Annotated in this window: 23 protein-coding genes; 13 read left to right on the top strand and 10 right to left on the bottom strand. The window is 39.1% G+C overall.

Annotation, left to right across the window (positions count from 1 at the left end):
• Position 1: 1 nt before the first annotated feature.
• The 6 genes from HCG49_RS09715 to HCG49_RS09690 are packed head-to-tail and all read right to left on the bottom strand — an operon-like array spanning position 2 to position 6,394.
• Positions 2-1,006 carry a glycosyltransferase family 2 protein gene (locus HCG49_RS09715; protein ID WP_168469332.1) on the bottom strand — a complete coding sequence of 335 codons (1,005 nt, stop codon included), beginning with the start codon at positions 1,004-1,006 and terminating at the stop codon, positions 2-4.
• A gap of 1 nt (position 1,007) precedes the next feature.
• On the bottom strand, positions 1,008-1,889 hold the full coding sequence (locus HCG49_RS09710; protein WP_168469331.1) for a phytanoyl-CoA dioxygenase family protein: 882 nt from the start codon (positions 1,887-1,889) through the stop codon (positions 1,008-1,010).
• 5 nt (positions 1,890-1,894) lie between these two features.
• Positions 1,895-3,109 (bottom strand): hypothetical protein, encoded by a 1,215-nt coding sequence (locus HCG49_RS09705; protein ID WP_168469330.1) that lies wholly within the window; start codon positions 3,107-3,109, stop codon positions 1,895-1,897.
• Complete coding sequence (locus HCG49_RS09700; protein ID WP_168469329.1) at positions 3,109-3,843, bottom strand: WbqC family protein; 735 nt, start codon at positions 3,841-3,843, stop codon at positions 3,109-3,111. Before HCG49_RS09700 ends, HCG49_RS09705 begins: the two co-directional genes overlap by 1 nt.
• Before the next feature lie 2 nt (positions 3,844-3,845).
• A complete protein-coding gene (locus HCG49_RS09695) occupies positions 3,846-5,294 on the bottom strand; it encodes a lipopolysaccharide biosynthesis protein (RefSeq protein WP_168469328.1) in 1,449 nt (482 codons plus the stop codon).
• Positions 5,291-6,394: a DegT/DnrJ/EryC1/StrS family aminotransferase gene (locus HCG49_RS09690; RefSeq protein ID WP_168469327.1), complete on the bottom strand. Its 1,104-nt coding sequence runs from the start codon at positions 6,392-6,394 to the stop codon at positions 5,291-5,293. Before HCG49_RS09690 ends, HCG49_RS09695 begins: the two co-directional genes overlap by 4 nt.
• Before the next feature lie 1,602 nt (positions 6,395-7,996).
• On the opposite strand from HCG49_RS09690, the gene HCG49_RS09685 reads away from it, so the two are divergent.
• The 4 genes from HCG49_RS09685 to HCG49_RS09670 all read left to right on the top strand — a co-directional run bounded on the left by HCG49_RS09685 (position 7,997) and on the right by HCG49_RS09670 (position 11,503).
• Positions 7,997-8,698 (top strand): DUF2064 domain-containing protein, encoded by a 702-nt coding sequence (locus HCG49_RS09685; RefSeq protein ID WP_168469326.1) that lies wholly within the window; start codon positions 7,997-7,999, stop codon positions 8,696-8,698.
• A 193-nt stretch (positions 8,699-8,891) separates the two neighbouring features.
• Positions 8,892-9,227: an arsenosugar biosynthesis-associated peroxidase-like protein gene (locus HCG49_RS09680; RefSeq protein ID WP_072762650.1), complete on the top strand. Its 336-nt coding sequence runs from the start codon at positions 8,892-8,894 to the stop codon at positions 9,225-9,227.
• Positions 9,228-9,355: 128 nt separating this feature from the next.
• Positions 9,356-10,411, top strand: a complete 1,056-nt coding sequence (arsS, locus tag HCG49_RS09675) for an arsenosugar biosynthesis radical SAM (seleno)protein ArsS (protein ID WP_168469325.1) — start codon at positions 9,356-9,358, stop codon at positions 10,409-10,411.
• A 477-nt stretch (positions 10,412-10,888) separates the two neighbouring features.
• Entirely contained in the window at positions 10,889-11,503 is a 615-nt protein-coding gene (locus HCG49_RS09670; RefSeq protein WP_168469324.1) for a TetR/AcrR family transcriptional regulator, read from the top strand.
• Between the two features lies 1 nt (position 11,504).
• On the opposite strand, the gene HCG49_RS09665 is transcribed toward HCG49_RS09670, so the two are convergent.
• Genes HCG49_RS09665 through HCG49_RS09655 form a run of 3 tightly spaced genes read right to left on the bottom strand, consistent with a single transcriptional unit; the run spans position 11,505 to position 14,130 of the window.
• Positions 11,505-12,569, bottom strand: a complete 1,065-nt coding sequence (locus tag HCG49_RS09665) for a glycosyltransferase family 9 protein (RefSeq protein ID WP_317167469.1) — start codon at positions 12,567-12,569, stop codon at positions 11,505-11,507.
• Complete coding sequence (locus HCG49_RS09660) at positions 12,556-13,158, bottom strand: DUF4254 domain-containing protein (protein ID WP_168469323.1); 603 nt, start codon at positions 13,156-13,158, stop codon at positions 12,556-12,558. The genes HCG49_RS09665 and HCG49_RS09660 overlap by 14 nt, the downstream gene beginning before the upstream one ends.
• 39 nt (positions 13,159-13,197) lie before the next feature.
• Positions 13,198-14,130, bottom strand: coding sequence for a DUF6427 family protein (locus tag HCG49_RS09655; protein WP_168469322.1), 933 nt, complete (start codon positions 14,128-14,130; stop codon positions 13,198-13,200).
• 39 nt (positions 14,131-14,169) lie between these two features.
• Between HCG49_RS09655 and HCG49_RS09650 the strand changes: the two genes are divergently transcribed.
• From HCG49_RS09650 to HCG49_RS09625, 6 genes are all read left to right on the top strand, one after another.
• On the top strand, positions 14,170-14,391 hold the full coding sequence (locus HCG49_RS09650) for a DUF6341 family protein (RefSeq protein WP_168469321.1): 222 nt from the start codon (positions 14,170-14,172) through the stop codon (positions 14,389-14,391).
• Positions 14,392-15,243: 852 nt separating this feature from the next.
• Positions 15,244-15,822: a TetR/AcrR family transcriptional regulator gene (locus tag HCG49_RS09645; RefSeq protein WP_168469320.1), complete on the top strand. Its 579-nt coding sequence runs from the start codon at positions 15,244-15,246 to the stop codon at positions 15,820-15,822.
• A gap of 54 nt (positions 15,823-15,876) precedes the next feature.
• Complete coding sequence (locus HCG49_RS09640) at positions 15,877-16,872, top strand: NADP-dependent oxidoreductase (RefSeq protein WP_168469319.1); 996 nt, start codon at positions 15,877-15,879, stop codon at positions 16,870-16,872.
• 25 nt (positions 16,873-16,897) lie between these two features.
• Positions 16,898-18,058 (top strand): iron-containing alcohol dehydrogenase, encoded by a 1,161-nt coding sequence (locus HCG49_RS09635; RefSeq protein WP_168469318.1) that lies wholly within the window; start codon positions 16,898-16,900, stop codon positions 18,056-18,058.
• Positions 18,059-18,116: 58 nt separating this feature from the next.
• Positions 18,117-18,800, top strand: coding sequence for a type 1 glutamine amidotransferase domain-containing protein (locus HCG49_RS09630; protein WP_168469317.1), 684 nt, complete (start codon positions 18,117-18,119; stop codon positions 18,798-18,800).
• A 302-nt stretch (positions 18,801-19,102) separates the two neighbouring features.
• Complete coding sequence (locus HCG49_RS09625) at positions 19,103-19,888, top strand: patatin-like phospholipase family protein (protein WP_168469316.1); 786 nt, start codon at positions 19,103-19,105, stop codon at positions 19,886-19,888.
• Positions 19,889-19,944: 56 nt separating this feature from the next.
• On the opposite strand, the gene HCG49_RS09620 is transcribed toward HCG49_RS09625, so the two are convergent.
• Positions 19,945-20,994, bottom strand: a complete 1,050-nt coding sequence (locus HCG49_RS09620; RefSeq protein WP_168469315.1) for a ferredoxin--NADP reductase — start codon at positions 20,992-20,994, stop codon at positions 19,945-19,947.
• Positions 20,995-21,216: 222 nt separating this feature from the next.
• On the opposite strand from HCG49_RS09620, the gene HCG49_RS09615 reads away from it, so the two are divergent.
• The 3 genes from HCG49_RS09615 to HCG49_RS09605 all read left to right on the top strand — a co-directional run bounded on the left by HCG49_RS09615 (position 21,217) and on the right by HCG49_RS09605 (position 26,403).
• Entirely contained in the window at positions 21,217-22,689 is a 1,473-nt protein-coding gene (locus tag HCG49_RS09615; protein ID WP_168469314.1) for a DUF5687 family protein, read from the top strand.
• A gap of 20 nt (positions 22,690-22,709) precedes the next feature.
• Complete coding sequence (locus HCG49_RS09610; protein ID WP_168469313.1) at positions 22,710-23,405, top strand: ABC transporter ATP-binding protein; 696 nt, start codon at positions 22,710-22,712, stop codon at positions 23,403-23,405.
• A gap of 565 nt (positions 23,406-23,970) precedes the next feature.
• Positions 23,971-26,403 carry a tetratricopeptide repeat protein gene (locus HCG49_RS09605; protein ID WP_240938667.1) on the top strand — a complete coding sequence of 811 codons (2,433 nt, stop codon included), beginning with the start codon at positions 23,971-23,973 and terminating at the stop codon, positions 26,401-26,403.
• Positions 26,404-26,422 lie beyond the last annotated feature (19 nt).

The following is a 26,422-nucleotide window of genomic DNA, read 5'->3' as shown; positions in this document are numbered from 1 at the left end:
ACTACAATCGATATAATTTGAAAAATAAAAATTCTTTAATTATTTGGTAAGGTGAATAATTCACTTCCTTTCCATACAACAAACTTTTTTTTAGATAGTTTAATTTTATCTTTTTATCTTTCATAAGGTGAGAAACAAAGTAAGACAAGTATAAATACGAAGCATTTTTTTTAATATCTAAATTGGATTTTTTCGTTTTATAATAGTTTATTAAATATTGCAACCCATCAATGGCTAGCTTGGTTTGCGCTTCTAAAGGAATAGGACTAAAAATACCTTGGTCATGCCTTCTATACACTGCTGGCTTAACATCGTATAAAAACTTTGCAGCACCGAATTCGGCTAACTTTCCTCTTAAAATAAAATCTCCACATACAATATTTTTCATATCCTCATCAAACAACTTGATAAGGTTATTTCTATACAAGAGTGATGCGGTATGTATGGAAACCTTCAACAAATCGTCTGCCTCAAATGTTCTATCACTCTTGAAGTTAAAAACATGTTGTTCTTTTGATGTTTCTTGTTCTATAACTTTTGTATTATGAAAACAAGCTACAAATCGTTCATTGTTCTCCAAAAATTCGACTCTTTTTTGGAGTGAGTTTTCATCCATCAGATAGTCATCTCCCTCAATAGTTGTTAGGTACTTTCCCTTGGCTGAAAAATTTGCAAAAACACTATTAAAGGTTCCAGAAGGCTTTCCGTTTATAGCAATATTGTTTGCTCTGGAATTTAATAAAAGCCTAATTTTATCTGGATACTTGTCAGCATATTCTTTACAAATTTCTCTAGTGCCATCAGATGATTCATCCTCGGCAATTAATATTTCAAAATCAAAATTCGTTTTCTGTTTTAATAAGGAATCTAGACAGGTTGCTATATACTTGGCATGATTGTATGTTATTAACTTAATTGTAGCCAAAGGCACTTTTCCTGCGCGTTTGTTTACATATTCTAGAACAGGACTTTTTTCATATGCTGTTTTAAAAGTCTTAAAATCCATATTAAAATTTAATAATTTTAGGAAATATTTTTTTATCGGAATAATCAGGGTTTCCGTCTGAATCTTTTTCGCAAATTTGATCGTAGCCAATAACAATAAGATCTCCATTATCGTTATATGCCTTTTGGTATTGATTAGATTTATCTTGAAAATGCATCGCTAAAGCCATACGGTTCTTATTACTTACATTCGGATAACTGGCGTGAATGGTATTACAATTATGAAAACTTACTTGCCCTTTCTTTAAAACCATAGCCGATTTAATATGGTTAGATTTACTTTTTGACAAATAATTTTCAAAGGAGCTAAGGTCTTGGTTGTTAAATGAGAAAAAAGATTTTAATTCTTTTTCATCTTTCCATAGATTACTTTGGTCAATATATAAAAGGGGCCCCATATCTATAGTAACGTCTTGCAGAGGAATCCAAGCTGTCACCATGTTTTGTGAAGTACAAGTTGGCCAATAGGCTTTATCTGAATGCCACCCAACAACTCCTTCTTTTTTTGCATTTGTAGGCAATTTGTTAATCAAAGAATCTGCAAACAATCGAATTTCATCTGTGCGAGCTAGTTTTGCAGCAGTTGCCGTTATAAGCTGATGAAAACCTAAGGCCTGCAATTCCTTTTTTTGGAGCGTTACAAATTCATTATTTCTAATCACCGCTGTATCATCAAAAACATCATCTGCAATCCCTGTAAATTCAGAAAGATGATAATCTTTTAAACCATTGTAAAAATCTTTTGCACCTTTTTCAGCCTTGTCTATAATTTCTTCAGGCAGTATAAAATTACCCACATACCAACCTTTCTTCTCATATTCTAAAATCTGATTTTCCGTAGGCAACATTTCCATTTCTGCTGCTGATATTTTTTTTGCGTGCATAGTTTCTATGGTATATAATTTGCAATTTCACCATTATTTTCTATCTCTTCATCTAGAATTAAACCGGTTGCCTTTCTATGATCTACTTTATTAGTAACCGGGTGAGATGAAGTTCTAAAATCTCCAAATCCAAAATAATGGTCATCAAAAAACAAGGCTGTCCCGGTTACAAAATCATGAAATACTTCGCCGTTAATTGTTCCTTTGATTGTTTTTTGAGGAATCCATTTTTGCAAAATAAAATCTTTTAAATCGGTACTTCCAAAAATGGCAGCCCATTCTTCTAAAGGAGTTACTAATCCTGCATAAATCTGTTGACTTTTACCTAAAGCTCTGTGCTTTATAATCCATTCGTTTTTATTTTCTTTGGCGTTTTTCCAGATATCTTCGGCTTCATTTGCAGTATAAGTTGGAATATAATACTTCTCAAAAAATGATATTTCTTCTTGGGTTAAAACCTTATTTTGTAATTCCTTTTTACCTAATACAGAAAAAAATCTTTTATCGTGTATTAAAAACACCGTTCTAAAATCATTTATAAGATTAGCTGAGATTAATTTCTCTAAGGTGTCTTTAGAAAAAGATAAAATTTCATCAAAGGAAAGTTCACTTACAACCCATGCCTTTTCTAATTTATCAAAATTTTGATCTATTTCTGTATACAAAACTTCGTTAACTACTAGCCCTGTTCTTTTTAGAATATCTGTATATAATTTTGATTCATTTCGTACATCTTCACCTTTTAATATACAAATAGATGTTACTTCATTTAAATATTCTTTTAGATGTTTATAAATAGGTGAATATTGATCTTTTATTTTTACATTCTGCAAACTTATAGGTTTAGTTTCTCTTGCCACAGCATCCATTAATCCAGATAAAAACACCCCATTTAAAGCAAAACGACAGGTGATTTCTATTAGCTTTACTTGATTGTTGGTATCGTAAACAAAATCCGTTCTATACGTCCCTATTTTATATTCTTTTTGATTAAAAACATTCAATACTTTTTCAACTCCTGCACATACTGGCATTAAATGTTTATAGTTCTTATAACCTATTACAAACTCCTTTATAAGTTTATACATTATTTTTTGAAGTTTACTAATATCGGCATTATGAGCTGCACTGATCACAATAGGTTCGTCAAAAATCCATTGTTGATAATAATCCTTTTTGCTTTTGATAAATTCTTGAACTGATTTTTCTAAAGTCATCACTATATTAAGCTGTAGTTTTTAATCAACTTCTTTGTACCATCTTTTCCATTATGCATTAACACATCAATAATGGAGAGGTGTGGTGCAAATTCCATATTAAACTGATTGTATGAATATTCTTTTGTGTTGATAAAAAAAAGCGAGAGGTTATTCTTCTTAAAATAGGCTTTATCGTAAAGCTCGATTCCACCAGCAGCATTAATATACGTATGTGCTTTTTGTTGCCTACATATTTCAATAATTCTTAAAGACTTAACTTCTTGTTTTATAATTTCATCATTTAACAAACTAGCTTCGAGCTTTAAAAATGTTTCATTTTTTGATTTTATTTTGGTTTTAAGATCTAAATAATTACAAATTTCTTTGATAATAGCACTGTTGTAATCATGTAACGAGCTTGTATCTGTCTGTATACACTTCTCAATTAGCGGATAAACCTCTTTAAAATACGCTGCTTTTTTATAGTTAAAATAAATCGACTTTAACAACGGTCTTTTCCAGTAAGTACCATTTATTTCAATTTCGCTTATAGTTTTATAAGAACATTTTTTAATTACTGGAATTTTAATCTCAATAGGTAGTTTACGTCCTTTATCTAAAATTCTATTTTTTGTAATCCATGATTTTTTTCGAAACGCTACATGCTCATATAAAATAAATTCATCTGATGCATCTATCAACTGAAAGTATCCTATATAGGGAAAAAAATAAGCTTGCATTATTCCAATTTTCATTCTTAATTACGCTTTAAAATTAGTTTACCTAAACCTTTAACCTCATTTAAAGATTTACTTTTAAACAAAAAGGCTAAGGTTAAATAGCAAACCATCGTAAAAACAACTCCAACAGTTATTTGAAAAATGATGTGTAGACTGTCTGATTGTAAAAGTGCATAAGTACCTAAAAAATAAGATACACTGGCAAATATGACTATTGGAAACATATCCAACAACTGATCTAACGTACTGTAATTTATCAACTTTTTTCCGTAGTAGGTATTCACAAATAACCCTAAAATAGAACTGCCTATATTGGCATATAACAATCCAAAAATCCCCCAAAAATACCCTATAGCTAATGAAACACAAACAAGTAGTACTTTAATTACCTCTAGTTTTAAAAACAAATCTGTTCGGTTAAAAATCTTAAAAATATTTAGGTTACAAATATGTATTGGAATTAGGGTTCCTGCTATTGCCAATAACTGAAAATACGGAACTGCCGGTAGCCATTTTGCGGTAAACAATAAGAGAAACAAAGGTTTGGCTACAACTATTAATGCAACCATAAATGGGGTAATAATAAAAAACATACTCCTTAAAATTTTGGCGTAAAGCCTACCTACTTTTTCTTTATCGTCCTGAATTTTTGAGAGCAATGGAAATGTTACACTAGAAACAACAGTACTCAATAAATTAACTGGGTAATTTCTAAAACTTTTTGAATGGTTAAAATGACCCAAAGTTTTTATGGAAAAATGTTTTCCGATAATAAACGAATAAGCTTCGCGCATGGCAGCGTCCATTATGGAAGAAATCATTAGTTTGTAACCAAAATTTAAATGCTTTTTCAGTACTTTAAAAGAAAAACCTACTTGTGGTGTCCAACTAGAAAACATCCAATAAAAAAACACTTTAAAAACCAAGGTTGATAACTGCATGTAAACCAAACTCCATACTCCTTTGCCTACATACGCACTTACTAACCCAACAATAGCACCAGTTATTACGGCAGGCCCGTTTAACGCCGTTATTTTTTTAAAAGACATCTCCTTCAGAAAAATACTATACTGTATGTAAAAAAAAGCAGAAATAATAAAACTTAGCCCATAAACCCTAATTAAAGGAACTATAAGATCATTATTAAAATATTCAGATAAAATCGGAGCTGTAAAAAATAAAATAGGATAAAGTAAAAGACTTATAATTAAATTACCATAAAAAACGGCATTGTAATCTGAGGAGGTGGTTTTATTATCTCTAATAATAGAATTCCCCATTCCTCCCTCAATAATAGCATTTCCTAAACTTATAAAAATTGTAATTATACCCAAAAGGCCAAAGTCATTTGGTGTTAAAATACGCGCAAGGAAAATTGTTACAATAAAGGTAATCCCCTTTAAAAGTACATTATCTACAAAGGACCAGATAAGTCCCTTTTTTAATAAGTTTTGTAGTACACTCACTCTTTATAGCTGATAACTGCACTGTCTTTAATAGAGTTGCAAATTACTCGCCCTATTCTTTCTACTACTTCAAGAGCTAACTCATTGTACAAGGGAAGACAAAGAACTCTTCTAGAAACGTCTTCGGCAATAGGAAGCTTTACATACGCCACATAAGGTAAAGACTCTGAAAGTAGTGGATAAAAATATCTTCTGGGGATTATATTTTCTTTTAAAAGTGATTCAATACAAACTTCTAATTCCATTTCAGAATTAAAAATAACCGGGTAATAAGCGTACGAGATAGTAGCATTATCTGCCCACGACTGCTTTTTTATAGAGCCACTTAAAATACTGTCATAAAGAAGACTAATCTTTTTTCTGTTTTCCCAATTTTCTTCAATATATTTAAGGTTAACCAAACCCATAGCCGCGTGGAACTCAGAATTTTTTGCGTTAATTCCCAAATTAGCAAAAGAAACAGCACTCTTAAAACCAAAGTTAATCATCAGTCTTAATTCCTTTAATAGTTTTTTGTCTTTGGTAACAATAAAACCCCCTTCTGTAGTGTGGTATATTTTGGTTGCGTGTGTACTACAAATAGAAATATCTCCAAATTCAAAAATTGACTTACCTTCGATTTTTACTCCAAAAGCATGTGCTCCATCATAAATAACTTTAAGCTTGTGTTTTTTGGCAATTTTTTCAATTTCAACAACATCACAAGGGTTTCCAAAAACATGTGTTGCAACAATAGCAACTGTTTTTGGTGTAATGGCTGCTTCTATTTTTGAAGCATCGATATTTAGCGTATCAGAATCAATATCAACAAAAACGGGTCTATTATTTTCCCAAACAATACTGCTTGTTGTTGCTACAAAAGAGAAGGGAGTTGTAATGATTTCACCTTCAAGGCAAAGTGCTTTTATTGCTAATTGTAAGGCCATAGTGCCATTCACAACAAACAATAAATTAGAAACTGCTAATTCTTTTAATAATTCTTTTTCTAATTTTTCTACTAAAGGACCAGAATTGGTAAGCCAATGTGATTCCCAAATAATGGAAATCATTTTTTCATATTCTTCCTTTGGAGGGAGAAAGGGTTTTGTTATTGGAATCATTAGTTAATGATCATTTATTTAAATTATTTGAATCTATAAAATCGGTATCACCGTTTTTATCACTTAATAAGACACCAAATTGGGGACCTGTTTTAATAGCTCTCCTTTTAAAAAAAAATAATTTATACAGTGCTAGAATAGGAATGTTATGATAATTTAAATTTATAGTTTTTCCGTTGTTTATGATTTTGCAGCCCCTTGTGAAGAAAATACTAATTCAGGCTGAATAGAAATGGTATCGTTTACCCAATTTATATGTAACTCCAAAAATTACTCTTATTTTTTTCTTTTGCTTCTAAACTATGTAACCCACTAAAGTTTACTCCTGCTTTTATACTAGATTTTTTATCCTGGGGATAAGTAGTAAAAGGTAAACCAAGGCCTTCAATAAATATAAAAAAAGATCATATCCATTTTATTATATCTTAAAAATGGGAAACAAAGATACCCGTAATAATTAAACTTAAGCTCTTATTTGATATGTTTTTTGACGTACAAGAACTTAAGGATCAATGTCAATATTTCTGTTTTTTTTTGTGTTGGAAAACTAGACAGTTACCCCAGCTTAATGCTGCCTTTCTATTGGCTCTTGTTTTTCCCGAAGGGTTATTGGATTATTTTGATGCTTAAAACTATCATAGTACTCGAAAAAATAAGAAGGCATACTCGGAAAAACTTACTATTTACCTTGCAGAAAAAAAGGACGATTTTGGAGCATTACAAGGACCGCGTTTATAAAGCTTATGGGTTTATGGAGCCACGAATAATCGATGATTTTCCTATCAGGAGCAGGCTGGTAAGCTTATGTATCCGGGGTCGTAGATATTATATAACTATATTTCTATTGTCCTTATACAAATCTAGTTGATGTTTTATTTCGATTTTTTTCTTTTTTAAGGATCATTCTTCTTTCTTGAATATCTTAGTTCTTGTCCTTTTTTGCATCGCCCAAAAAAGGACGAAAAAACGCTAGGCTGATTTTCATTTTCTAAAAATCTACGCACTTTCCACGGCCGCACCGCCCAGACCGCTTTCACAAGGGTGAAATGCTCTTTGGACGGCTTCCGCCACCCGCTGTGAAAGCCAACGCGCCGGCTGGCCCCTCGCTGTAAATGCAAATCGTTGCATTTTTCGTTCGGTCCTTACGAAAATTAAAATAGGCCGGATTCTTTTGATTTTAACCATTTGAGAGAAGCAGTACTTTTTATTGTAGCAAAAATCATATCGTCCGGTAGTCCCGCGGTTTAACGGGGGAGGGTACTGACTGCTGTTTACCGTTTACTGATTACTTTTTTCATTGCTAATTGTTTACTGCTTATTGTACATTGATTAGGCCCCTTACTCCAAATGCAAATCGTTGCATTCTCCGCTCGGTCCTCTCTTCTCTCTTTTCTTTTTTCTCTTCTCTCTTCTAATTGTTCATTGTTCACTGAATTTCGCGTTAGGGATCGCAGCGGCATCCCCGTAGCGGAGCGAGGGATATAGCGGAGTGCCCGACCGCCGCAGGGGGGAACGCCCAAAAGACAGTTGTAAGGAAAAACTTTATTGGCCGACCAAACTACTAGCCTTATTTATCGTATTTTTACTAAAGAAGAAGTGATAATGCCCCGAACTGCCTTACATAGTACCGCCATTTTGGTTTTTGCCCATTCTTCCCAAGAGGAAATGAAGCATAAACCCCTACAGCATGGTGCCGTTATTTTTGAGGCTTTGAGCCAACATACCCTGAAAACGGTAAAAAAAACCAAGCTGCCCTATTTTCATTTTACGGAAAAGGAGCAGAGAGGGGCTAGTTTTGGGGAACGTTTTGTACATGCCATTGCCTCCGTTTTTAACATGGGCTTTACCCAACTGATCACTATTGGGAACGATGCGCCCTTGCTGAGGGCCTCGGATATTGTACAGGCGGCCAAGCAGCTAGACGAAGGCCATTTTATACTTGGACCCTCCAAAGACGGTGGATTTTACCTGATGGGCCTACAGAAATCTTGTTTTAATGCCCATAGCTTTTTGGCCTTGCCATGGCAGACCAAATCGGTGGCCACCCAAATTACGGCCCTTATTGCCAAGACACAAACTTCTGTTGTAAGGCTCCGCCCTTTATTGGACCTAGATCGCTGGGACGATCTAAAACGCCTTATCAGGGAAGCCTCTTGTAGCGGAGGTAGAATTGTACAGCTGCTAATTTCCTTATTGCACAGCACGGGGAAGGCCATATTTCACAGGCCTCAGGGGAAGAATACTATCTTTTCTAACCAATACTACAATAAGGGGTCTCCCAGGCTGGGAAGGGCCTTCTTATAGGAAGGTTGCCCAATACTTTTTGAGGCGAACAACCACCTAAACATCCAATAGCATTACCAAAGGACTACCGCCTATTGCACGGGCATGTAGTTATTGTATTTCCTTGTTTTTAGAAGAACAAGGGGTACGGTTATGGAACAAAAACAGGGATAACATCCTTTAATTATATACCTATTTAATACATATTTATAACATGGCAGACACATATTACGATCCGGCAGATTTACGAAAATTCGGTAAAATCTCTGAATGGAGCGAGGAACTGGGGAGCAAATTTTTTGACTATTACGGAAAAGTATTTGAAGAAGGGGCGCTTAGTGCCCGCGAAAAATCGTTGATCGCCCTGGCGGTGGCGCATGTGGTAAAATGTCCCTATTGCATAGATGCCTATACCAAGGACGGCTTGCAAAGAGGCATTACCAAGGAAGAAATGATGGAATCTGTACACGTAGGAGCGGCCATTGAAAGCGGGGCTACCTTGGTACATGGGGTACAAATGATGAAAAAGTACGATAAGCTGTCTATGTAAAGACGCCTTCCCAAGCCAAGGACTACTATCTTGGGCCTGGGAAATACCAGCAACAGCAACACGGCCAAAAGGGACATCCCTTTTGGCATTCCCCGAAAAGGGGCATACAATAATTGAATAGTTTTAGCATGTCGACAAAATCACTAAAGGCAAGGCACGATGTCCTTGCTCAGAGCAATAAACAATTGGAAATCCTTAACGGTGGCCTTTTTGAGGAGGGTGAACTTCCCTTTTTTAAGGATAAGATCGATGCGATAGGGGCGTATCCGCTACGGCCTAAGAAATTGGAAATCCTTCAAATTAACGTGGGCTATATGTGCAACCAGGTTTGTGAGCACTGCCATGTCGATGCCGGTCCGGACCGTAAGGAGATCATGACCCGCGATACCATGGAGCTTTGTTTGGAGGTCATTCGCAATACTGGCGCCCATACCTTGGACCTTACCGGTGGGGCACCAGAGATGAATCCGGACTTTAGGTGGTTTGTAGAACAGGCAGCCGAAGCCGGCATCAAAGATTTTATCGTCCGTTCTAACCTGACCATTATAAGGGCCAATAAGAAGTATTACGACCTGCCACAGTTCTTTAAAAAACACAATATTCACGTCATCTCTTCCATGCCGCACTACACCCGTGGGAAAACCGATAAGCAGCGTGGCGACGGAGTTTTTGACAGTTCTATAAAGGCACTGCAGGAATTGAATGCCGTAGGTTACGGAATGCCCGACAGCGATCTGAGGCTCGATCTGGTCTATAATCCCTCCGGAGCTTTTTTGCCAGGGAACCAGGCTGCCTTGGAAGCCGATTTTAAAAAGGCGCTTAAACAAGATTTTGATATTGATTTCCATAACCTCTTTGCCATTACCAACCTGCCTATTGCCCGTTTTTTAGATTATTTAATTGCTTCCGGAAACTATGAGGACTATATGTACTCCTTGGTAGAGGCGTATAATCCCTCGGCCGTGGCCAGCGTAATGTGTACCAATACCATCTCGGTAAGTTGGGACGGATGGCTGTACGACTGCGATTTTAACCAAATGCTGGGCCTTAAAGTGGCCAGTAAGATCAAACACCTAAAAGATTACAACGAGGAAGTGCTAAACGACCGCGATATCGTAATCTCACAGCATTGTTATGGCTGTACCGCTGGTGCGGGTAGTAGCTGCCAAGGTACCGTGGCATAAAGAAATATATTATTCTTATTTAAAAACCAGGAACGGAAATCTAGGTGTGTACCTGCCTTCGTTCCTGGTTTATAGTTCCTTTATTTTTTTAGGGATCCTTCTTTAGTTTGCTTTCTTCGGAAATTTTTGGGCATGGGGCAGTGGTTGTGTTTATGCAAATTAAAAGTTTCGCCTTTTGTTAGTGTAGGGAGGCTTTTAAGTAAAGCAGTTATTCTTGCGCTATTTCTAAGGCAACTAACAGACATTTTATCCTCCACAGCACTTATTCTTCTTATTTTTGTGAGCTTATAGTAGCCGATCATCGGATTGTAAAACCGACTATTTTGTCGGGAAGCCTTACTTTTTGTGCATAAAACCCTTCTAATTGTGTAGTTCGTCGAAAAAGATGAGCTTTTTAACGATAAATCTGATAAATGCGATTATTATAGCGTTACTATAGAGAGACTTCTTGGTCTTTACACCCCAAAATAAAACGAAATGGAAAGGAATCTAAAACGCATGGCGACCATGCATCGGATGCAAGCCAAGGGCTTAGAAATGTTTTATCAGAATGGCTATTTCAATACCAGTATAGACGATATCTTAAAAGAACTCTCCCTGTCCAAAGGCGGCTTTTATTATCATTTTAATTCCAAGGAAGAGTATTTTATCAGCATCGTACAACAGTTGTTGTTCAGAAAAGTGTACAGTCAGCTTGTAGCGCCTATAGAAGGAAAGGAAGACCCCTTGCATACCATTGCAGATTGTTTGGACAAATCTTTAGAAACAGCCGAACTCAATTTTCTTGATTATGGCTTTGAACTCGGCAATTTCATCAATGAATTTAACGGGAAGCATCCCGAGGTTATGAGAGCCTTGAACGATATTCTGAAAGTATGGGAAGTATGCCTTATCACCGTCCTGCAAAAAGGAAAGACCGATGGTTTTGTCAGTAGGCATGCCGATAGCGAGGCCATAGCAAGCTTTATTATATCGTCTTATATGGGTATTAGGACTCTTATGGTAGACGGAAATGCCAAAAACCTACGCTACAAATATATGTCCCAATTGAGACATTACTTTAAACTGATGGAACACAACGAGACAGTGTAAGCTAGTTCCCGCTTAAAATATGTTGAATTTTTTGTACAACCGCCTCTGGTGCTATGGTCTGCATAGCGTTTTCATAGCCTGGGGGAAATTTATTGCCGTATACCGAAGTCGGTATTAAGGGATATTGCATTCTATCGGCCATCAGGGCATGTTCTAGGGGTTGCCCAAAAGGGTAGAATCCCGCATAAGGATGGGTCACTCCCCACAGGGTAAGGGTCGGCAGTCCAAACATAGCTGCCATATGCGCATTACCGCTATCCATGGCCAACATTAGATCTAGCTGTGAAATAAGCGCCAGTTCTTCTTCAAAAGAGATTTTCCCTACCATATTAAGGCAGTTTGGGTAGGCATCTTCCCATTTTTGCAATTCTTCGCCTTCTTTTTTTCCACCTCCAAAAAGGAGTATTCTATAGGCATTGGTAGCATTCAATTGGCCTACCACTTCTTGCATTAGTGCTATAGGATACATTTTTCCTTCAAAGGCGGCAAAGGGGGCTATCCCGATCCATGGTTGCGTCGGCGCCTGTATCAGGCTCCTGGTGCTCTCTTGCAAAGGGCGTTTCGCCGGTAGGCTTACGGCTTCCAAATCTAGCGGATACCCTAGACGCGCAAACACTTCTGCATAGCGTTGGTGTGTGGTCGTCAGGGGTTTAAATACCTTGTGGACAGCTGCCGTCAGGGCTTTTTTATCGGCCCTTCCCTTGTCTACCTGTTCAAAGGGAAGGCCGCTAAAAGTAAAATAAGTTTTTAGAATATTGCTGCGCAGTACATTGTGCAGGTCGGCAACGGCATCAATACCGAGGCCTTTTAGGGATCGGTACAATTTCCAAAGGCCCAATACCCCCTTATGCTGCCCCTTCACATCGGCTTCATATACCGTTACATTCGGCAGTTGCGCAAACATAGGGGCAAAAAAGGCACGGGTAAGTACCGTTATTTTCACATCAGGGTACTGTTGTGACATGGCAGCGAGTACCGGTACGGTCATAGCCACATCGCCCATGGCCGATAGGCGAATGACCAATATATGAGAGGGCTTGTGTTGGATACGCTTATTTTTGCCCACGAAGGACCGGATTTAATTCGTCGTCGTTGTACATTTTCATCTGCTTGTAAACCTTCATATACTTGGCGCCAGCTTCAATATCGGTCAATAACTGGTCTATGGCCGTAGAAAGGTCCTTTCGCTGTTCTAACAAAACGTTCAGCTTTTCAGTACACTTGGCAATATGCCCTTCAGAAGCATCGGTTCTGTCAACCTCTTCCTGCATATGGTACACTTTTAAGGCCAAAATAGACAAACGGTCAATAGCCCAAGCCGGACTTTCGGTATTGATGGTAGCATTGTCTTGTTTTTTAACAGCCTTGTATTTGTTTAAAAAATAACTGTCAATATACTCTACCAAATCAGTCCTGTCCTGGTTACTGGCATCGATCTGTCGTTTTAGTTTTAAAGCGGCAACCGGATCTATTTGCGGATCTCTAATAATATCCTCATAGTGCCATTGTACCGTATCTATCCAGTTTTTACGATACAATAAATGAGCAATATCGTCCTGTGGATATGGGTTTTCAAAAGGCTGATTTACATCGTCCTTGATATGGTATTTTTGAATGCTTTCCTGAAATATTTTAAAGGCAAAATCACTGAACATAAGGGTACATTTTAGCGGTAAAGATACCGTTTATTTATTTTATAGGGAAGCCGTGATAAAAACAACAAAGGAAAGAATGATGGCGGCCCACAAGACCATTTCCCTTATTTTTTTCTTCTTTATTCCTTCAACATAATTGGCAATGAAAACAACTGCCGGAAAAAAGGTAAGCATAATAGGCTTCACCTCTTGAGACGATTTTAGGACCTTTATCATTAGTCCCGTTAAGAACCACAGTACAATCAATCGCAACAATACCAGTTTTCCAACCCCTACGTTGCTCAATTTTATAAAGCCTAAAAAAGCCAGTAATAAGGAAAGGAATACATACGTCCCAAAGCGGAAACTGTGTCTTAGCTCTAAAAAGTACTCTTGATCGAAGTGAAAATCGAGTTGGTAATGGCGCACCATAAAATCCATATTGTCGGTAAGCACAAGGTAGGCCATGGTTATCAGGAGATGGGCAATAATCGCTACGATGGGCACCAACCAATTCCGGATGTTTTTAGCCTCGTAAAAGTAAATAGCGATATATACTACAAAGAGGTAAAGAATGGCCCAATCGTAAAACAAACTGGCCATCATAATCCAAAAAGAGGCGTCAAAAATCTTGAGTTTCAGGTTTTTGAGCGATTTAAAACTCAGCAGCCTACGGATGGCCAACAACAAAAAGAAACTTGCAATAATAGCGTTGGAATCGGCAAGCGTTGCCGGAAAAATAACCACTAAAAGGGTGTAGAAGAGGATGGCCAAGGAATTGCCACCGGTGATTTTATTTTTTTTCAGAATAAAATTTACCAGAAAAATACTGAGCATTAAAAGGCCCAGTATTCCGGCCTGACCCATGAACTTTTGGGGCTCGAAAGTGCTCTGTAACCAAGAAAAATGTACGTACCAATAAAAGACAAATAGAAAAACCAGTAGAATTATATAATTTATTGGTTTAGTTTTTCCAAAAAAGCTTGATATCATCCTAAGATTTTATATTTTTGCTTGGTAAATATAATTAAGATGACATCATTATTTAAAGCGATCGAGGATTTATTTGTAAATGTGCTATTTGCTCCTTTGGATGCTATGCGTTTTATGGATAGTTGGTGGGGTGCCAATGCCCTAAACTGGATTTTCATGATTATCGGTGCAGTAGCCATGGTTTACTGGATGTTGGAATTGAAAAAATACAACGATAAAGGCGAGGAAAATCAAGATACCTCTGCTCATTCTTACCTATAAGAAAAGAAACAAGGGCGCTGCTCTTCGGGAAAGGACGGATTTCTGATCGTTCCGCATTCCGAGACAGTTTCCGACTCAAAAAATATATACGATGAAAGGACGGCTATGGCTGTCCTTTTTTTGTTTCAGGATATTCAATGTTTTGTTGTTCCGGGCGTTTCCCTATCGGGTCGCGCTTTCCGCTCTATCTTTTTTAGCCGGCAAAACCGCCTAAAAAAGGATGCCGCTGCAATCCCTAACGCTTTTCAGTGAACAATAAACAATTAGCAATTAACAATAGTGTACGTCCCTGATATAGGTCGACCACTAAAAAGTAACTTTTTGATTTATAAAAGATATGATCTTTCAAAATTATTGCTGTCGCCCTATTTTTTTCTGTTCGAGCACGAGCGTGACACTCGCGCTAGCGATAGAGGTCGAAAACAGTATTTTCTAGAAACTAAAAACAGGCTTTTTAAAAATCAGGCATGACTGTTTTTGGGTTGTGGTTAAGAATATCCTTTTTAAGTAGTGAGTCTTAAAACAATAATTAATAAAAGCTGTTCTTTAATACTGAAATTAATGTCTAATACCGGACAACCCTCATAGAGGAAGTATGCATCCAGCGCCGCAAAGTTTCCCGACTTAGCGGAGCAATGCTATCGAAAATGATGCTTACATGCTACATTGCTCCGAGATTCATCTCGGAGGTGTTAATTTTTTTTGCAATCTCAAGGCAAAAAGCCCCCTTTTTATGTTAGTATTATCATAAACCACTCCTTCCTTTCTTAGGGGAATGTTAAAGTCGGCCTAAAAAAGAATGAACGTTCATTTTGTGAGTATCTTTGTCCTTGTAAACGAAACAATACCTCCATGGCCATACGACAAAAGAGTACCGAAAAACGCACCGCCTTATTACAGGCCACCCTAAGCTTGGTAAACGACAACGGCTTTCACGATGCCCCCATGTCCAAAATAGCAAAGCTGGCCGGGGTATCTCCAGCTACCATTTACCTGTATTTTGAAAACAAGCAAGATTTAATAAACAATCTTTATATATCCGTAAAAGCAACTTTTAGCACCCATGCCTTTAAAGATTATGAAGAGGGGATGACGGTTGCCGAAGGCTTTAAAAATATATGGTACAATATTGCCGATTACAAACTTACCCAGGTAGAAGAGGCTTATTTTTTGTCGCAGTGCGACAATACCACCATGATCGATGAGGAAACCCGCCAAGAAGGGCTAAAGCATTTGCAGCCCTTATTAGATTTATGGAAAAGGGGACAAGAAGAAGGGCTCCTTAAAAATACATCCCTGTATCAGCTCTACGCTTTTTCTATCTATCCATTAGCATTTTTAATGACCATGCAAAAAAGGGGATTGTACCAATGGGACACCCAAAACCTTGATATTGTCTTCCAATCGGCTTGGGACAGTATAAAAAAATAAGAGTAGCCCTATTAAAGGGGCTATACACAACAACAACAATTTAAAACAGACCACATGAACAAGACTATAGTATTAGATAAGAGACCAATAGGGAAGCCAAAAATGTCGGACTTTAAGATCACGGACCAAGAGATGCCCAAGGAGGGAGCAGGGGAACTGCTGTTAAAAACCACTTACATTTCTGTAGATCCTTATTTACGGGGACGTATGAGCGATGCCAAATCTTATATAGATCCTTTTAAATTAAACGAGCCCATCAGTTCTGGTATCGTTGCCGAAGTTATTAGTTCTACCAATGACCAATATAGCAAGGGCGACTTTGTATCCGGGATGTTGGCTTGGAAGGAGTATCAAACGGCAAGTGCCAATGCCGTTTATAAGGTCGATGGTGACAAAGCACCCTTATCGGCCTATTTGGGAATTTTAGGAATGACGGGCCTCACGGCCTATTTGGGCCTACACCAAATTGGAGCCCCTAAAAAAGGAGAGACCTTGGTGGTTTCAGGAGCTGCCGGGGCCGTGGGTAGTGTCGTGGGCCAGATAGGAAAAATATTAGGGTTAAGAGTGGTAGGAATTGCGGGCACCGATGAAAAGGTAGCCATGCTAAAAGAAGACTTTGGCTTTGACGAAGGAATCAATTACAACACTACCGAAAATATGGCCAAAGCCATTGCTGACGCATGTCCACAAGGGGTAGATATCTATTTTGATAATGTCGGGGGCGAAATCTCGGACGGGGTACTCCTGAATATCAACAGATTTGCCCGTATGGTGATTTGTGGGGCTATTTCCCTATACAACGAAACACAGATGCCGGTGGGACCAAGGGTGCAACCGTTTTTGGTAAAAAATAGTGCCCTTATGCAAGGCTTTATCGTAAGCAATTATGCCGATAAGTTCCCAGAAGCCATTGCACAATTGGCCAGCTGGTTGGGAGAAGGGAAATTAACCTATAAGGAAACCATCGTAGATGGATTTGAGAATACCCCTCAGGCCTTTATGGACCTTTTCGTAGGGAAAAACAAGGGTAAAATGATCGTAAAAGTCTAATCAACAACTAAAAACAAAAACACAGATGAACAATTTTCAATATAAGAATCCAACTAAAATACTATTCGGAAAAGGGCAGATAGCCAATCTTTCCCAAGAAATCCCTCAAAATGCCAAGGTATTACTGCTGTACGGTGGGGGAAGTATTAAAAAGAACGGCGTCTATGACCAAGTAAAAGAGGCGCTTAATGGTGTTGAAGTAGTGGAATTTGGCGGAATTCCTGCCAATCCGGAATACGAGGTATTAATGGAAGCCCTAGCGGTAATTAAGTCGCAAAACATCGATTTCTTATTGGCCGTTGGCGGTGGTTCTGTGATTGACGGGACTAAATTTTTAGCAGCTGCCGCCCAGTATGATGGAGATACGCCATGGGAACTGCTAACGGCCGGGAAGCCGGTAGCCAAGGGCATGCCCTTTGGAGCGGTATTGACCCTTCCTGCAACCGGATCGGAAATGAATTCCAATTCGGTCATTACCAGAAAGGAAACCCAAGAAAAACTGGCCATGAGCGGATCGGGAATTTTCCCCGTATTCTCGGTCTTGGATCCCCAAGTAATAAGTTCTATTCCAGAACGTCAGTTGGCCAATGGTATTGCCGATGCCTTTACCCATGTATTGGAACAGTATATGACCTATCCGATAGGGGCCTTACTACAGGACAGGATGGCCGAAAGTGTTTTACAGACCCTTTTAGAAGTAGCTCCTGCCATCCTTAAGGATCCTACGGACTATCAGGCAGCCTCTAATTTTATGTGGAGCTGTACGATGGCCTTGAACGGACTATTGCCATTGGGAGTGCCTACCGATTGGGCAGTGCATGCTATGGGGCACGAGTTAACCGCAATGTACGGAATAGATCACGCCAGAACCTTGGCCATAATGGCCCCTAGTCACTACCGTTTTAATTTTGAAGCCAAAAAAGAGAAGCTGGCACAGTTTGCAGAACGTGTTTGGGGAATAACCCAAGGGAGTGTCGATGAAAAGGCCCATGCTGCCATAGACAAGACCGAAGCCTTTTTCCATGAATTGGGAATAGCGACCAAGCTTTCACAATATACAGACGAGTTTCAGGGGACGGCAGAAACCATTGAAAAACGTTTTACCGATCGCGGATGGTTGGGCTTAGGAGAACATCAGTCTCTAAAACCTTCCGATGTGGCCCAGATAGTGACTATGGCCTACTAAAAGAAGGAAGTACAAGCGCTTAAACACATTGAAGTTTAATTAAAAACAACAAGAAAAGATGAAAATATTATTCGTATTAACCTCCCACGATACTTTGGGAGATACCGGAAAGAAAACAGGATTTTGGATAGAAGAGTTTGCCAATCCATATTATAAATTATTAGACCAGGGAGCCAATATTGTTTTGGCCACGCCTAAAGGGGGAAAAGCCCCTATAGATCCTAGTAGTGATACTCCAGATGCCCAAACCGAAGATACCGAACGCTTCAAAAAAGATGCGGTAGCCCAGGAGAAAATTAACAATACCAAAAAATTAGATACCATCGATCAGGCCGATTTTGATGCTGTATTTTATCCAGGGGGGCATGGACCATTATGGGATTTGGCAGAAGACAAGGTATCGGTACAACTGATAGAGGCCTTTAATAAAGCCGAAAAACCAATTGGCTTTGTCTGTCACGCACCTGCCGCCTTGCGCCATGTGAAGGGTACCGATGGGGAAGCGCTGGTAAAAGGGAAAAAAGTAACCGGATTTTCGAATACCGAAGAGGCCGCGGTACAATTGACCGATGTAGTTCCCTTTTTGGTAGAAGATATGCTAAAAGAACAGGGCGGTACCTATAGTAAGGTCGCCGATTGGCAGCCATACGCCCTAAAGGACGGCAATTTGGTTACCGGGCAAAACCCGGCATCTTCTGCCTTGGTAGCCGATGAGCTCCTAAAAATGTTGAAAAGTATATAAGGTATACTTTTTAAAAGCAACTACTAAAGCCTGTTCTTGATTTGATAGAACAGGCTTTTTTTTGAGGTGGAATCATTAGAATGCTGGCAGTGAGGGTGGTGACTACGGTGGCATTATAGTTGCTATAAGCAATAGCAGCTTTAAAGTTTTTTTAACTGAGGAGTAGGAATAAAAGTTTAAATTCAGCCTAAAAAATAGGCGGAGTCTAATTTGAAAAAGGTAAATTTAAAGATGAAGGTTGCCTTAATTCCTTTAGGGCGCCCGTAAGGGAGTACCGACATATATTATTAATAACAAAAAGGATGAATTTATCGGAGGTAGAAAACAAATCTTTAGGTTTGGTATTATCTGGGGGAGGGGTAAAAGGGATGGCTCATATTGGGGTTATACAAGCCCTTAATGAATTTGGACTCAAAGCCCATACCATTTCTGGAAGCAGTGTGGGGGCATTGATCGGGGCCTTATATGCCAATAATAATTCGGTGTCGGACATGCTAACTTTTTTTAAGGAGACCCCCCTGTTCCGATATAACTTTATGACCATTTTAAAACCTGGACTTATAGATACAGAACGGTATTTTGAGTTGTTTTTAAAATACTTCCCCGAGGATTCTTTTGAAAAGTTGCATAGGAAACTGCATGTCATTACCACGGATTTACAAAAAGGCGATCAGCGGGTGTTTTCGCAAGGAGAACTTATTCTGCCACTGTTGGCTTCTGCCGCACTACCACCAGTTTTTAGTCCGGTCGAAATAGAAGGGCAATTATATGCCGATGGAGGTATTATGAACAACTTTCCCTACGATGAGGTGGTAGGAGAGACCAATTTTATCATAGGCAGTAATGTTTCTGGAATTAACCAAATAGGGAAAGAAGGTATCAAATCGTCCTTACAGTTGGCGAACAGAACAACGGCCTTGATGATATACGCTACGAATAGAGAAAAAATAAATAAATGCGACCTTATTTTTGAGCCTCGGGAACTGGAACAGATTGGGGTGCTTGATAAAAAGGGTATCGAAAAAGCCTATGATATTGGCTATGAACACGCCGTTATGAAGATTAGGGATCGATTTATTAATCGTTGATCAAAAAAAAACCACGCGAAAAGCGTGGTTTTTGATTTTTAGTACAAGGCTTCAACCTATACGTCATCGTAGTCTACCTTTAAAGTAGGGGTGGTAGGATGTGCTTGGCAGGTAAGGATCAACCCTTCTGCAATCTCACTGTCCGTTAAGATCTGATTTTTTACCATTTCTGCCTGCCCTTCGGTAACCCTGGCAATACAACTACTGCATACGCCACCTTGGCAAGAGTAGGGGGCATCTATATTTTCTTTAAGAACCGCATCGAGGACGATGGCCTTTTTATCCATGGAAAAAGTAAACTCCTCATCATCGACAACTACGGATACCTGTGTTTGTCCATCTAAATGTACCGGTAGTTCGTCCTTGATCTCCGTAGCGGTAAACAGTTCAAAATGAATTTTATCGGCAGGAACATCCTCTTCTTTTAGGGTATCGCTTACCAAATTGATCATGGCCTCTGGACCGCACAAAAAGTAATCGTCAAAGATGGTGTCCTTGTGTTTGTTCTTTAGGGTATAGTTCACCGTAGAAACATCGATACGACCAAAAAGGGAATTTTCTTCCTTTTCTTGGCTGCAGATAAAGTTTATAAAAAATCTATTGGCATATTCTAGCTGAAGTTTTACCAATTCTGTATAAAACATGGTCTCTTTATAGGATTTGTTCCCATAAACCAATACAAATTTACTCTTAGGGTTGCTCGCCAAAACCGTTCTGGCAATACTAATAATAGGGGTAATACCACTACCGGCAGCAAAAGCCGCTATGTTTTTAGCTTTATCGGTAGGCTTAAAAACAAACCTTCCTTCCGGAGGCATTACTTCTAATACATCTCCTGCTTTTATCTTAGTGTTGGCATAATCTGAAAATCCGCCTTTGTCAACTTTTTTTACCCCAATGGTAATAGACCCAGAAGTAGGAGAAGAACTAATAGAGTAGGCTCTTCGCAATTCCTTGCCTTTAATTTCTTTTTTGATGGTTATATATTGTCCAGAAGTAAATGCAAAGGTCTGTGCCAGGTCTTTTGGAATGGTAAATGTAATTGCTACTGCATCGTCCGTTAAAGGCTTTACGTGCTGTACCGTAAGGGAATGAAAATCTGCCATATTAAAAATTTGCCGTAAAATTACGGAAAGCTAGGACGAAACAAAATGAGATTACGAAAAAAACACCTAATATTCTCATGCATAAGAAAGTTGTGTATAGTTTTAAAGGAAAAAATCGGAGCCTGAACGGTAATTATACCAATGGAAGTCTTAAAAATGTTTACATTGTTGTAACAAAAAGCAAGCTTAGCACACCAATTCTAAGCAAATCCCTTTTACCTTATGCTTAAACACTTTCTTACTTTAGAATGGAAATCTTTTTTTAGGGCGGCTTCTTTTAAGGCCAATCTGCTGATCAAAATTTTTATGGTTTTTGGGGCCCTTTATTTTATGGCCGTTTTCCTAGCCTTGGGAGTTGGGGCTTTTTATATCATAGAAAAAGCAGGCTGGGGCGATCCCTTGGAAATAGTAAACCAATTTATGATCTACTATTTGGTGGGCGATCTCTATATTAGGTATATGCTGCAAAAGATGCCCATTACCAATATAAAGCCATTATTGTACCTCCCTATTAAAAAACAGTTGGTAGTACATTATTCCCTGGGAAAAACGCTGGTATCTTTTTTCAACTGGTCCCATGCTTTTTTCTTTATTCCTTTTTCTATTGTGCTGTTGATAGAAGGCTATGCTCCCCTTGGCGTTATAGGATGGCATTTAGCCATGATGGCCCTTATTTTTAGCAATAATTTCATCAATGTATTACTGAACAGTAAAGATCGCTTGCTCTATGGCCTCCTTGGCCTGGCCATTGTTTTGGGCTTAGCGCAATATTACGGGCTGTTCAATATAACGGACTATACCGCTCCCTTCTTTCATATACTGTTTCAACAACCATGGACCGCCTTGTTGCCTGCTGCCACCCTTGTTTTTCTTTATGTTTTTTCTTTTCGATATTTTAAGAAATACATGTTTTTAGATGCCGGTCTGGCCGGTAAAAAGTCCACCGCCAAAACAGAGGACTATGCTTGGTTGAACCGCTTTGGGAACCTGGGGACTTTTTTAAAGAACGATATTAAACTCATCCGAAGGAACAAACGATCCAAGACTTCGGTTATGATGAGTTTTTTCTTTATTTTTTATGGCTTGTTGTTTTTTACGGGCAGTATAGAAACTTATGACGCCCCTGTTTGGAAAATATTCGCCGGGATATTTATCTCGGGTGGCTTTCTTTTTAGTTTTGGGCAGTTTGTACCTAGTTGGGACAGCGCTTATTATCCTTTAATGATGAGCCAGAACATTCAGTACAAGGAATACCTGTCTTCTAAATGGTATTTAATGTGTATTGCCACGGTCATTACGACCATCTTGGCTTCTTTTTACATTTATTTTGGATGGGAAGCCTACTTGGCGGTCTTAGTGGGGGCTATTTACAATATTGGCGTCAACTCGTACCTGGTCCTTTGGGGCGGGGCCTATATAAAAACGCCTATAGACCTAGGATCTAACAAAAAGGCTTTTGGCGATAAGCAGTCTTTTAATTCCAAAACCCTCTTGCTTACCTTGCCCAAGCTTATATTGCCCCTAGGGGTGTACGCCTTAGGGCACTATGTAATAAGTCCGGCTGCAGGCTATGTTTTTGTTGCCCTGAGCGGTTGCATTGGCTTTGCCTTTAAAAATGCCGTGTTTGCCAGAATAGAGAAGATTTATAAAAAAGAAAAATATAAAACCTTGGCCGCCTACAAGCAAAAAGCCTAGGGAATTTAATAGCTATAGTTATGATCACTACCCAAAATTTAACCAAAACCTACGGTGATGTCACCGTATTAAACATAGAACATTTAGAAATCCCCAAAGGGCAGAGTTTTGGGCTGGTGGGGAACAATGGTGCCGGGAAGACCACCTTCTTTAGTTTGTTGCTAGATTTGATTGAACCGACTAGCGGCCATATCAGTAACCATGGGGTGCAAGTAAATAGCAGTGAAGCTTGGAAACCTTTTACATCGGCCTTTATAGACGAAACTTTTTTAATTGGTTACCTGACCCCGGAGGAGTATTTTTATTTTATTGGAGAATTAAGGGGGCAAAACAAAGCCGATGTCGATGCCTTATTGGCCGGGTTTGAAGATTTTTTCCATGGGGAAATTCTAGGACAGAAAAAATATTTGCGCGACCTCTCTAAAGGAAACCAAAAGAAGGTAGGGATTGTAGCCTCTTTTATAGGAAACCCGGAAGTCATAATTTTGGACGAACCTTTTGCTAATCTAGACCCAACGACCCAAATAAGGCTCAAGGGGATCATTAAAAATATGGCGGCAGATAAGGAGGTCACCATTTTAGTCTCTAGCCACGACCTTATTCATGTGACCGAAGTATGTGAGCGCATTGTGGTGCTGGACAAGGGGCAGTTGGTAAAAGACATTAAAACCGAGGCAGAGACCCTAAAAGAGCTCGAGGTGTTCTTTGGCGGATAGCGGTCATAAAGAAGCGCCTTAATAAGGAAGTGAGGGCTGTCATTGTTTGCAGTGTTTTGCGTTAGGGACCGCGGCGGCATCCCCGCAGCGGAGCAAGGGATATAGCCAAGTGCCCGCCCGACGAAGGAGGGAACGCCCAAAGAAAAATGCTCCCACTTGAAATTATTTGACCATGATTAGTCGTTAAAACCCTTCTCAAAAATATTCTAAGCAGCTTCTTTTTAAGCCTGTTTTTTAAGGTAAAACGAATAAAAACCCGCGCTTGACACTAAAAAAATGTGATCTTACCTTATTTAAATTAGCTGCTTTTAAAAACCCTAACACCTTGTTTTTCTGAACAACAGCCTTTGTTTTGCTCCTTACTGCGAGTAAAGAAGTCAAAATATTTGTACATTACCCCACCAATAGCATAATAATTACGCTGTTTTTTAGTTAAGGATACATACGAAGACATACTATTTTGAAGCTCCGCCATACTCTTATAGCCCTACCCCTTTTAGGAGGAATCCTTTTTAACGCCTGTTCTACTAAAAAGGACGCCTTTGTAAATCGCAATTGGCATGCGATGAATACTAAGTACAATACTTTGTACAACGGCAATCTTGCCTTTGAAGAAGGACGCCAAGGGCTTAACGACACCTACCGGGACAATTATTGGGAGGTACTGCCCGTTGAGCGGATGGAGGTGACCGATGATATAAAATTAGATTCCGAAGACAACAATCCCAACTTTATCATTGCCGAAGAAAAGGCTGCCAAAGCCATTCAGAAGCACAGTATGATGATAAAGGATACCGAACACAACCCCCAAACCGACGAGGCTTTTCTTCTGCTGGGGAAGGCGCGGTATTTTGATCAGCGGTACATTCCTGCCTTGGAAGCTTTTAATTATATTTTAAACCGATATACCTATAGCGATAAGCTGAATGAAGCGGTGATTTGGCGCGAAAAAGTGAATATTCGCCTCGAAAATGAGGAGATAGCCCTGGAGAATCTTAAGCGTCTTTTAAAATTGTACCGCCTTAACGATCAGGATTATGCCGATGCCCGTGCTATGATGGGGCAGGCCTATATTAATTTAAAGGTGGTGGATACTGCCATTCAGCAGTTAAAAATAGCATCGGCCTATACCCGTAAAAATCCGGAAAAGGGACGATACAATTATATTATAGGGCAATTGTACAATCAGCTGGGAAAAAAGGACAGTGCCAATATGGCCTTTGATAAGGTAATAGCCCTAAATAGGAGTTCGCCCCGAGTATACAAGGTGAATGCGGAACTTCAGAAAATTCAGAATACGGTAATTACCGATGAAAATAGGGAAGCGATTTTTGAGTTTCTTTCGGAGATGGAAGAAAACAGGGAAAACAGACCTTTTTTAAATAAAATCTACCATCAATTGGCCCAGTACCACCTCGGTAACCAGGCCGATAGTTTGGCCTTGCTTTATTTTAATAAATCCTTGCGGGCCACCGAACTTATGCCACAGTTAAATGCGCTGAATTACGAGGCATTGGCGATTCACAATTTTGATGATAATGAATTTAAATTGGCGGGCGCCTACTACGATAGCGTTCTGCTGAATCTTCCGGAAAGCACCAAAAAATATAGGGCGGTTAAAAAGAAGTTGGACAACCTGCAAGACGTTATAAAATACGAGGATATTGCCAAACATACCGATAGTATCATTACGCTTTATGAAATGCCCTTAGCGGCCAGGGAGTCCTATTTTAAGGACCATATTGCCCAATTAAAGGCAGCGAAAGAAGCAGCGGAAAAAGGAAGGGATAAAATTATAAATACCGGGGTGGCCTCCTTTGGCAATGCCAGTGGGAGAAAAGACAGTCAGGGGAAATTTTATTTCTACAATGTTACGGCCCTTGGGTATGGAAAAACCGATTTTAAGTCCAGATGGGGAAACCGTGTTTTGGAAGACGATTGGCGATGGTCCAATAAAACTAAGGTACAGGCGGCGCAATATGCCGATACGCCCGTAGACGGGGCAGCGGCTCCTTTGGCTACTACCGACGAGCAGCAATACAATCTAGCTTTTTACTTGGAAGGCATTCCGCAAGAAGAGGCTGTTATAGATAGCCTTCGCAGGGAGCGCAATTTCGCCAACTATCAATTAGGGTTGATTTATAAGGAAAAATTCAAAGAAAATCGTTTGGCTGCTGCCAAGCTCGAGGCCGTCCTAAAATCGGCTCCCGAAGAGCGCCTGATCATTCCGTCTAAATACAACCTGTACAAAATTTACGAGGAAGAGGGGAGTCCGCTTGTCGTATCCATGAAGAACGATATTATCGCGAATCATCCCGAATCGCGCTATGCCGAAATCCTCATCAATCCGCAGGCGATATTACAAGGTAGTGTAGAGAGTCCCGATGCCAAATACGGGGAGCTGTATAAACTGTTCCAGCAACAGGAATATGTAGAAGTCATTGCCCAGGCCGAGGAAAATATCGCTAAATACACTGGTGACCCCATAGTGCCAAAATTGGAGATGTTAAAAGCAAATGCCATAGGAAGGGTCATGGGATACGAAGATTATAAGGAGGCTTTGAACTTTGTGGCGCTCAACTACCCTAACCATCCAGAGGGCAAAAAAGCCCAGGCCATGGTAAACGATCTCTTGCCAAGATTATCGAATACGGATTTTATAAGGGCGTCCGAAGAGGGGAGCAGGGGAAATTGGAAGTTGGTATTTCCAATGAAAATAAAGGACAATGCAAAGGCCTTGAAGCTAAAGGCGTTGTTAGAAAAATCGATGAAGGATTTAAAGTACACACATAAGATATCGAAGGATATATACACTATTGACGATCAGTTTGTAATCGTCCATGGCTTTTTGTCCGAATCGTATGCCTTAGGGTATGCCGAACTGTTAAAAAACAACAAGGACTATCTAGTCAATGATGAGAATTTCGTAATTTTATCGACCAATTATAAAATAGTTCAAATCCATAAAAATCTGCAGGCCTACAGGGCGCAGCAATAATCCCCAAAATCATAGAGTA

It is taken from the genome of Arenibacter sp. 6A1 (assembly GCF_012272855.1).
Classification (GTDB): domain Bacteria; phylum Bacteroidota; class Bacteroidia; order Flavobacteriales; family Flavobacteriaceae; genus Arenibacter.
Note: the sequence above shows the minus strand (reverse complement) of the source record. Positions and strands in the feature narration are given on the sequence as shown.

Excerpts from the sequence above, each read along its gene's own strand:
- HCG49_RS09715 (WP_168469332.1), bottom strand. The coding sequence starts at position 1,006 with ATGGATTTTAAGACTTTTAAAACAGCATATGAAAAAAGTCCTGTTCTA.
- HCG49_RS09615 (WP_168469314.1), top strand. The coding sequence starts at position 21,217 with ATGCTTAAACACTTTCTTACTTTAGAATGGAAATCTTTTTTTAGGGCG.
- HCG49_RS09640 (WP_168469319.1), top strand. The coding sequence starts at position 15,877 with ATGAACAAGACTATAGTATTAGATAAGAGACCAATAGGGAAGCCAAAA.
- arsS (WP_168469325.1), top strand. The coding sequence starts at position 9,356 with ATGTCGACAAAATCACTAAAGGCAAGGCACGATGTCCTTGCTCAGAGC.
- HCG49_RS09710 (WP_168469331.1), bottom strand. The coding sequence starts at position 1,889 with ATGCACGCAAAAAAAATATCAGCAGCAGAAATGGAAATGTTGCCTACG.
- HCG49_RS09635 (WP_168469318.1), top strand. The coding sequence starts at position 16,898 with ATGAACAATTTTCAATATAAGAATCCAACTAAAATACTATTCGGAAAA.
- HCG49_RS09700 (WP_168469329.1), bottom strand. The coding sequence starts at position 3,843 with ATGAAAATTGGAATAATGCAAGCTTATTTTTTTCCCTATATAGGATAC.
- HCG49_RS09620 (WP_168469315.1), bottom strand. The coding sequence starts at position 20,994 with ATGGCAGATTTTCATTCCCTTACGGTACAGCACGTAAAGCCTTTAACG.
- HCG49_RS09660 (WP_168469323.1), bottom strand. The coding sequence starts at position 13,158 with ATGTTCAGTGATTTTGCCTTTAAAATATTTCAGGAAAGCATTCAAAAA.
- HCG49_RS09610 (WP_168469313.1), top strand. The coding sequence starts at position 22,710 with ATGATCACTACCCAAAATTTAACCAAAACCTACGGTGATGTCACCGTA.
- HCG49_RS09670 (WP_168469324.1), top strand. The coding sequence starts at position 10,889 with ATGGAAAGGAATCTAAAACGCATGGCGACCATGCATCGGATGCAAGCC.
- HCG49_RS09625 (WP_168469316.1), top strand. The coding sequence starts at position 19,103 with ATGAATTTATCGGAGGTAGAAAACAAATCTTTAGGTTTGGTATTATCT.
- HCG49_RS09680 (WP_072762650.1), top strand. The coding sequence starts at position 8,892 with ATGGCAGACACATATTACGATCCGGCAGATTTACGAAAATTCGGTAAA.
- HCG49_RS09645 (WP_168469320.1), top strand. The coding sequence starts at position 15,244 with ATGGCCATACGACAAAAGAGTACCGAAAAACGCACCGCCTTATTACAG.
- HCG49_RS09630 (WP_168469317.1), top strand. The coding sequence starts at position 18,117 with ATGAAAATATTATTCGTATTAACCTCCCACGATACTTTGGGAGATACC.
- HCG49_RS09650 (WP_168469321.1), top strand. The coding sequence starts at position 14,170 with ATGACATCATTATTTAAAGCGATCGAGGATTTATTTGTAAATGTGCTA.
- HCG49_RS09655 (WP_168469322.1), bottom strand. The coding sequence starts at position 14,130 with ATGATATCAAGCTTTTTTGGAAAAACTAAACCAATAAATTATATAATT.
- HCG49_RS09690 (WP_168469327.1), bottom strand. The coding sequence starts at position 6,394 with ATGATTCCAATAACAAAACCCTTTCTCCCTCCAAAGGAAGAATATGAA.
- HCG49_RS09605 (WP_240938667.1), top strand. The coding sequence starts at position 23,971 with ATGAATACTAAGTACAATACTTTGTACAACGGCAATCTTGCCTTTGAA.
- HCG49_RS09685 (WP_168469326.1), top strand. The coding sequence starts at position 7,997 with ATGCCCCGAACTGCCTTACATAGTACCGCCATTTTGGTTTTTGCCCAT.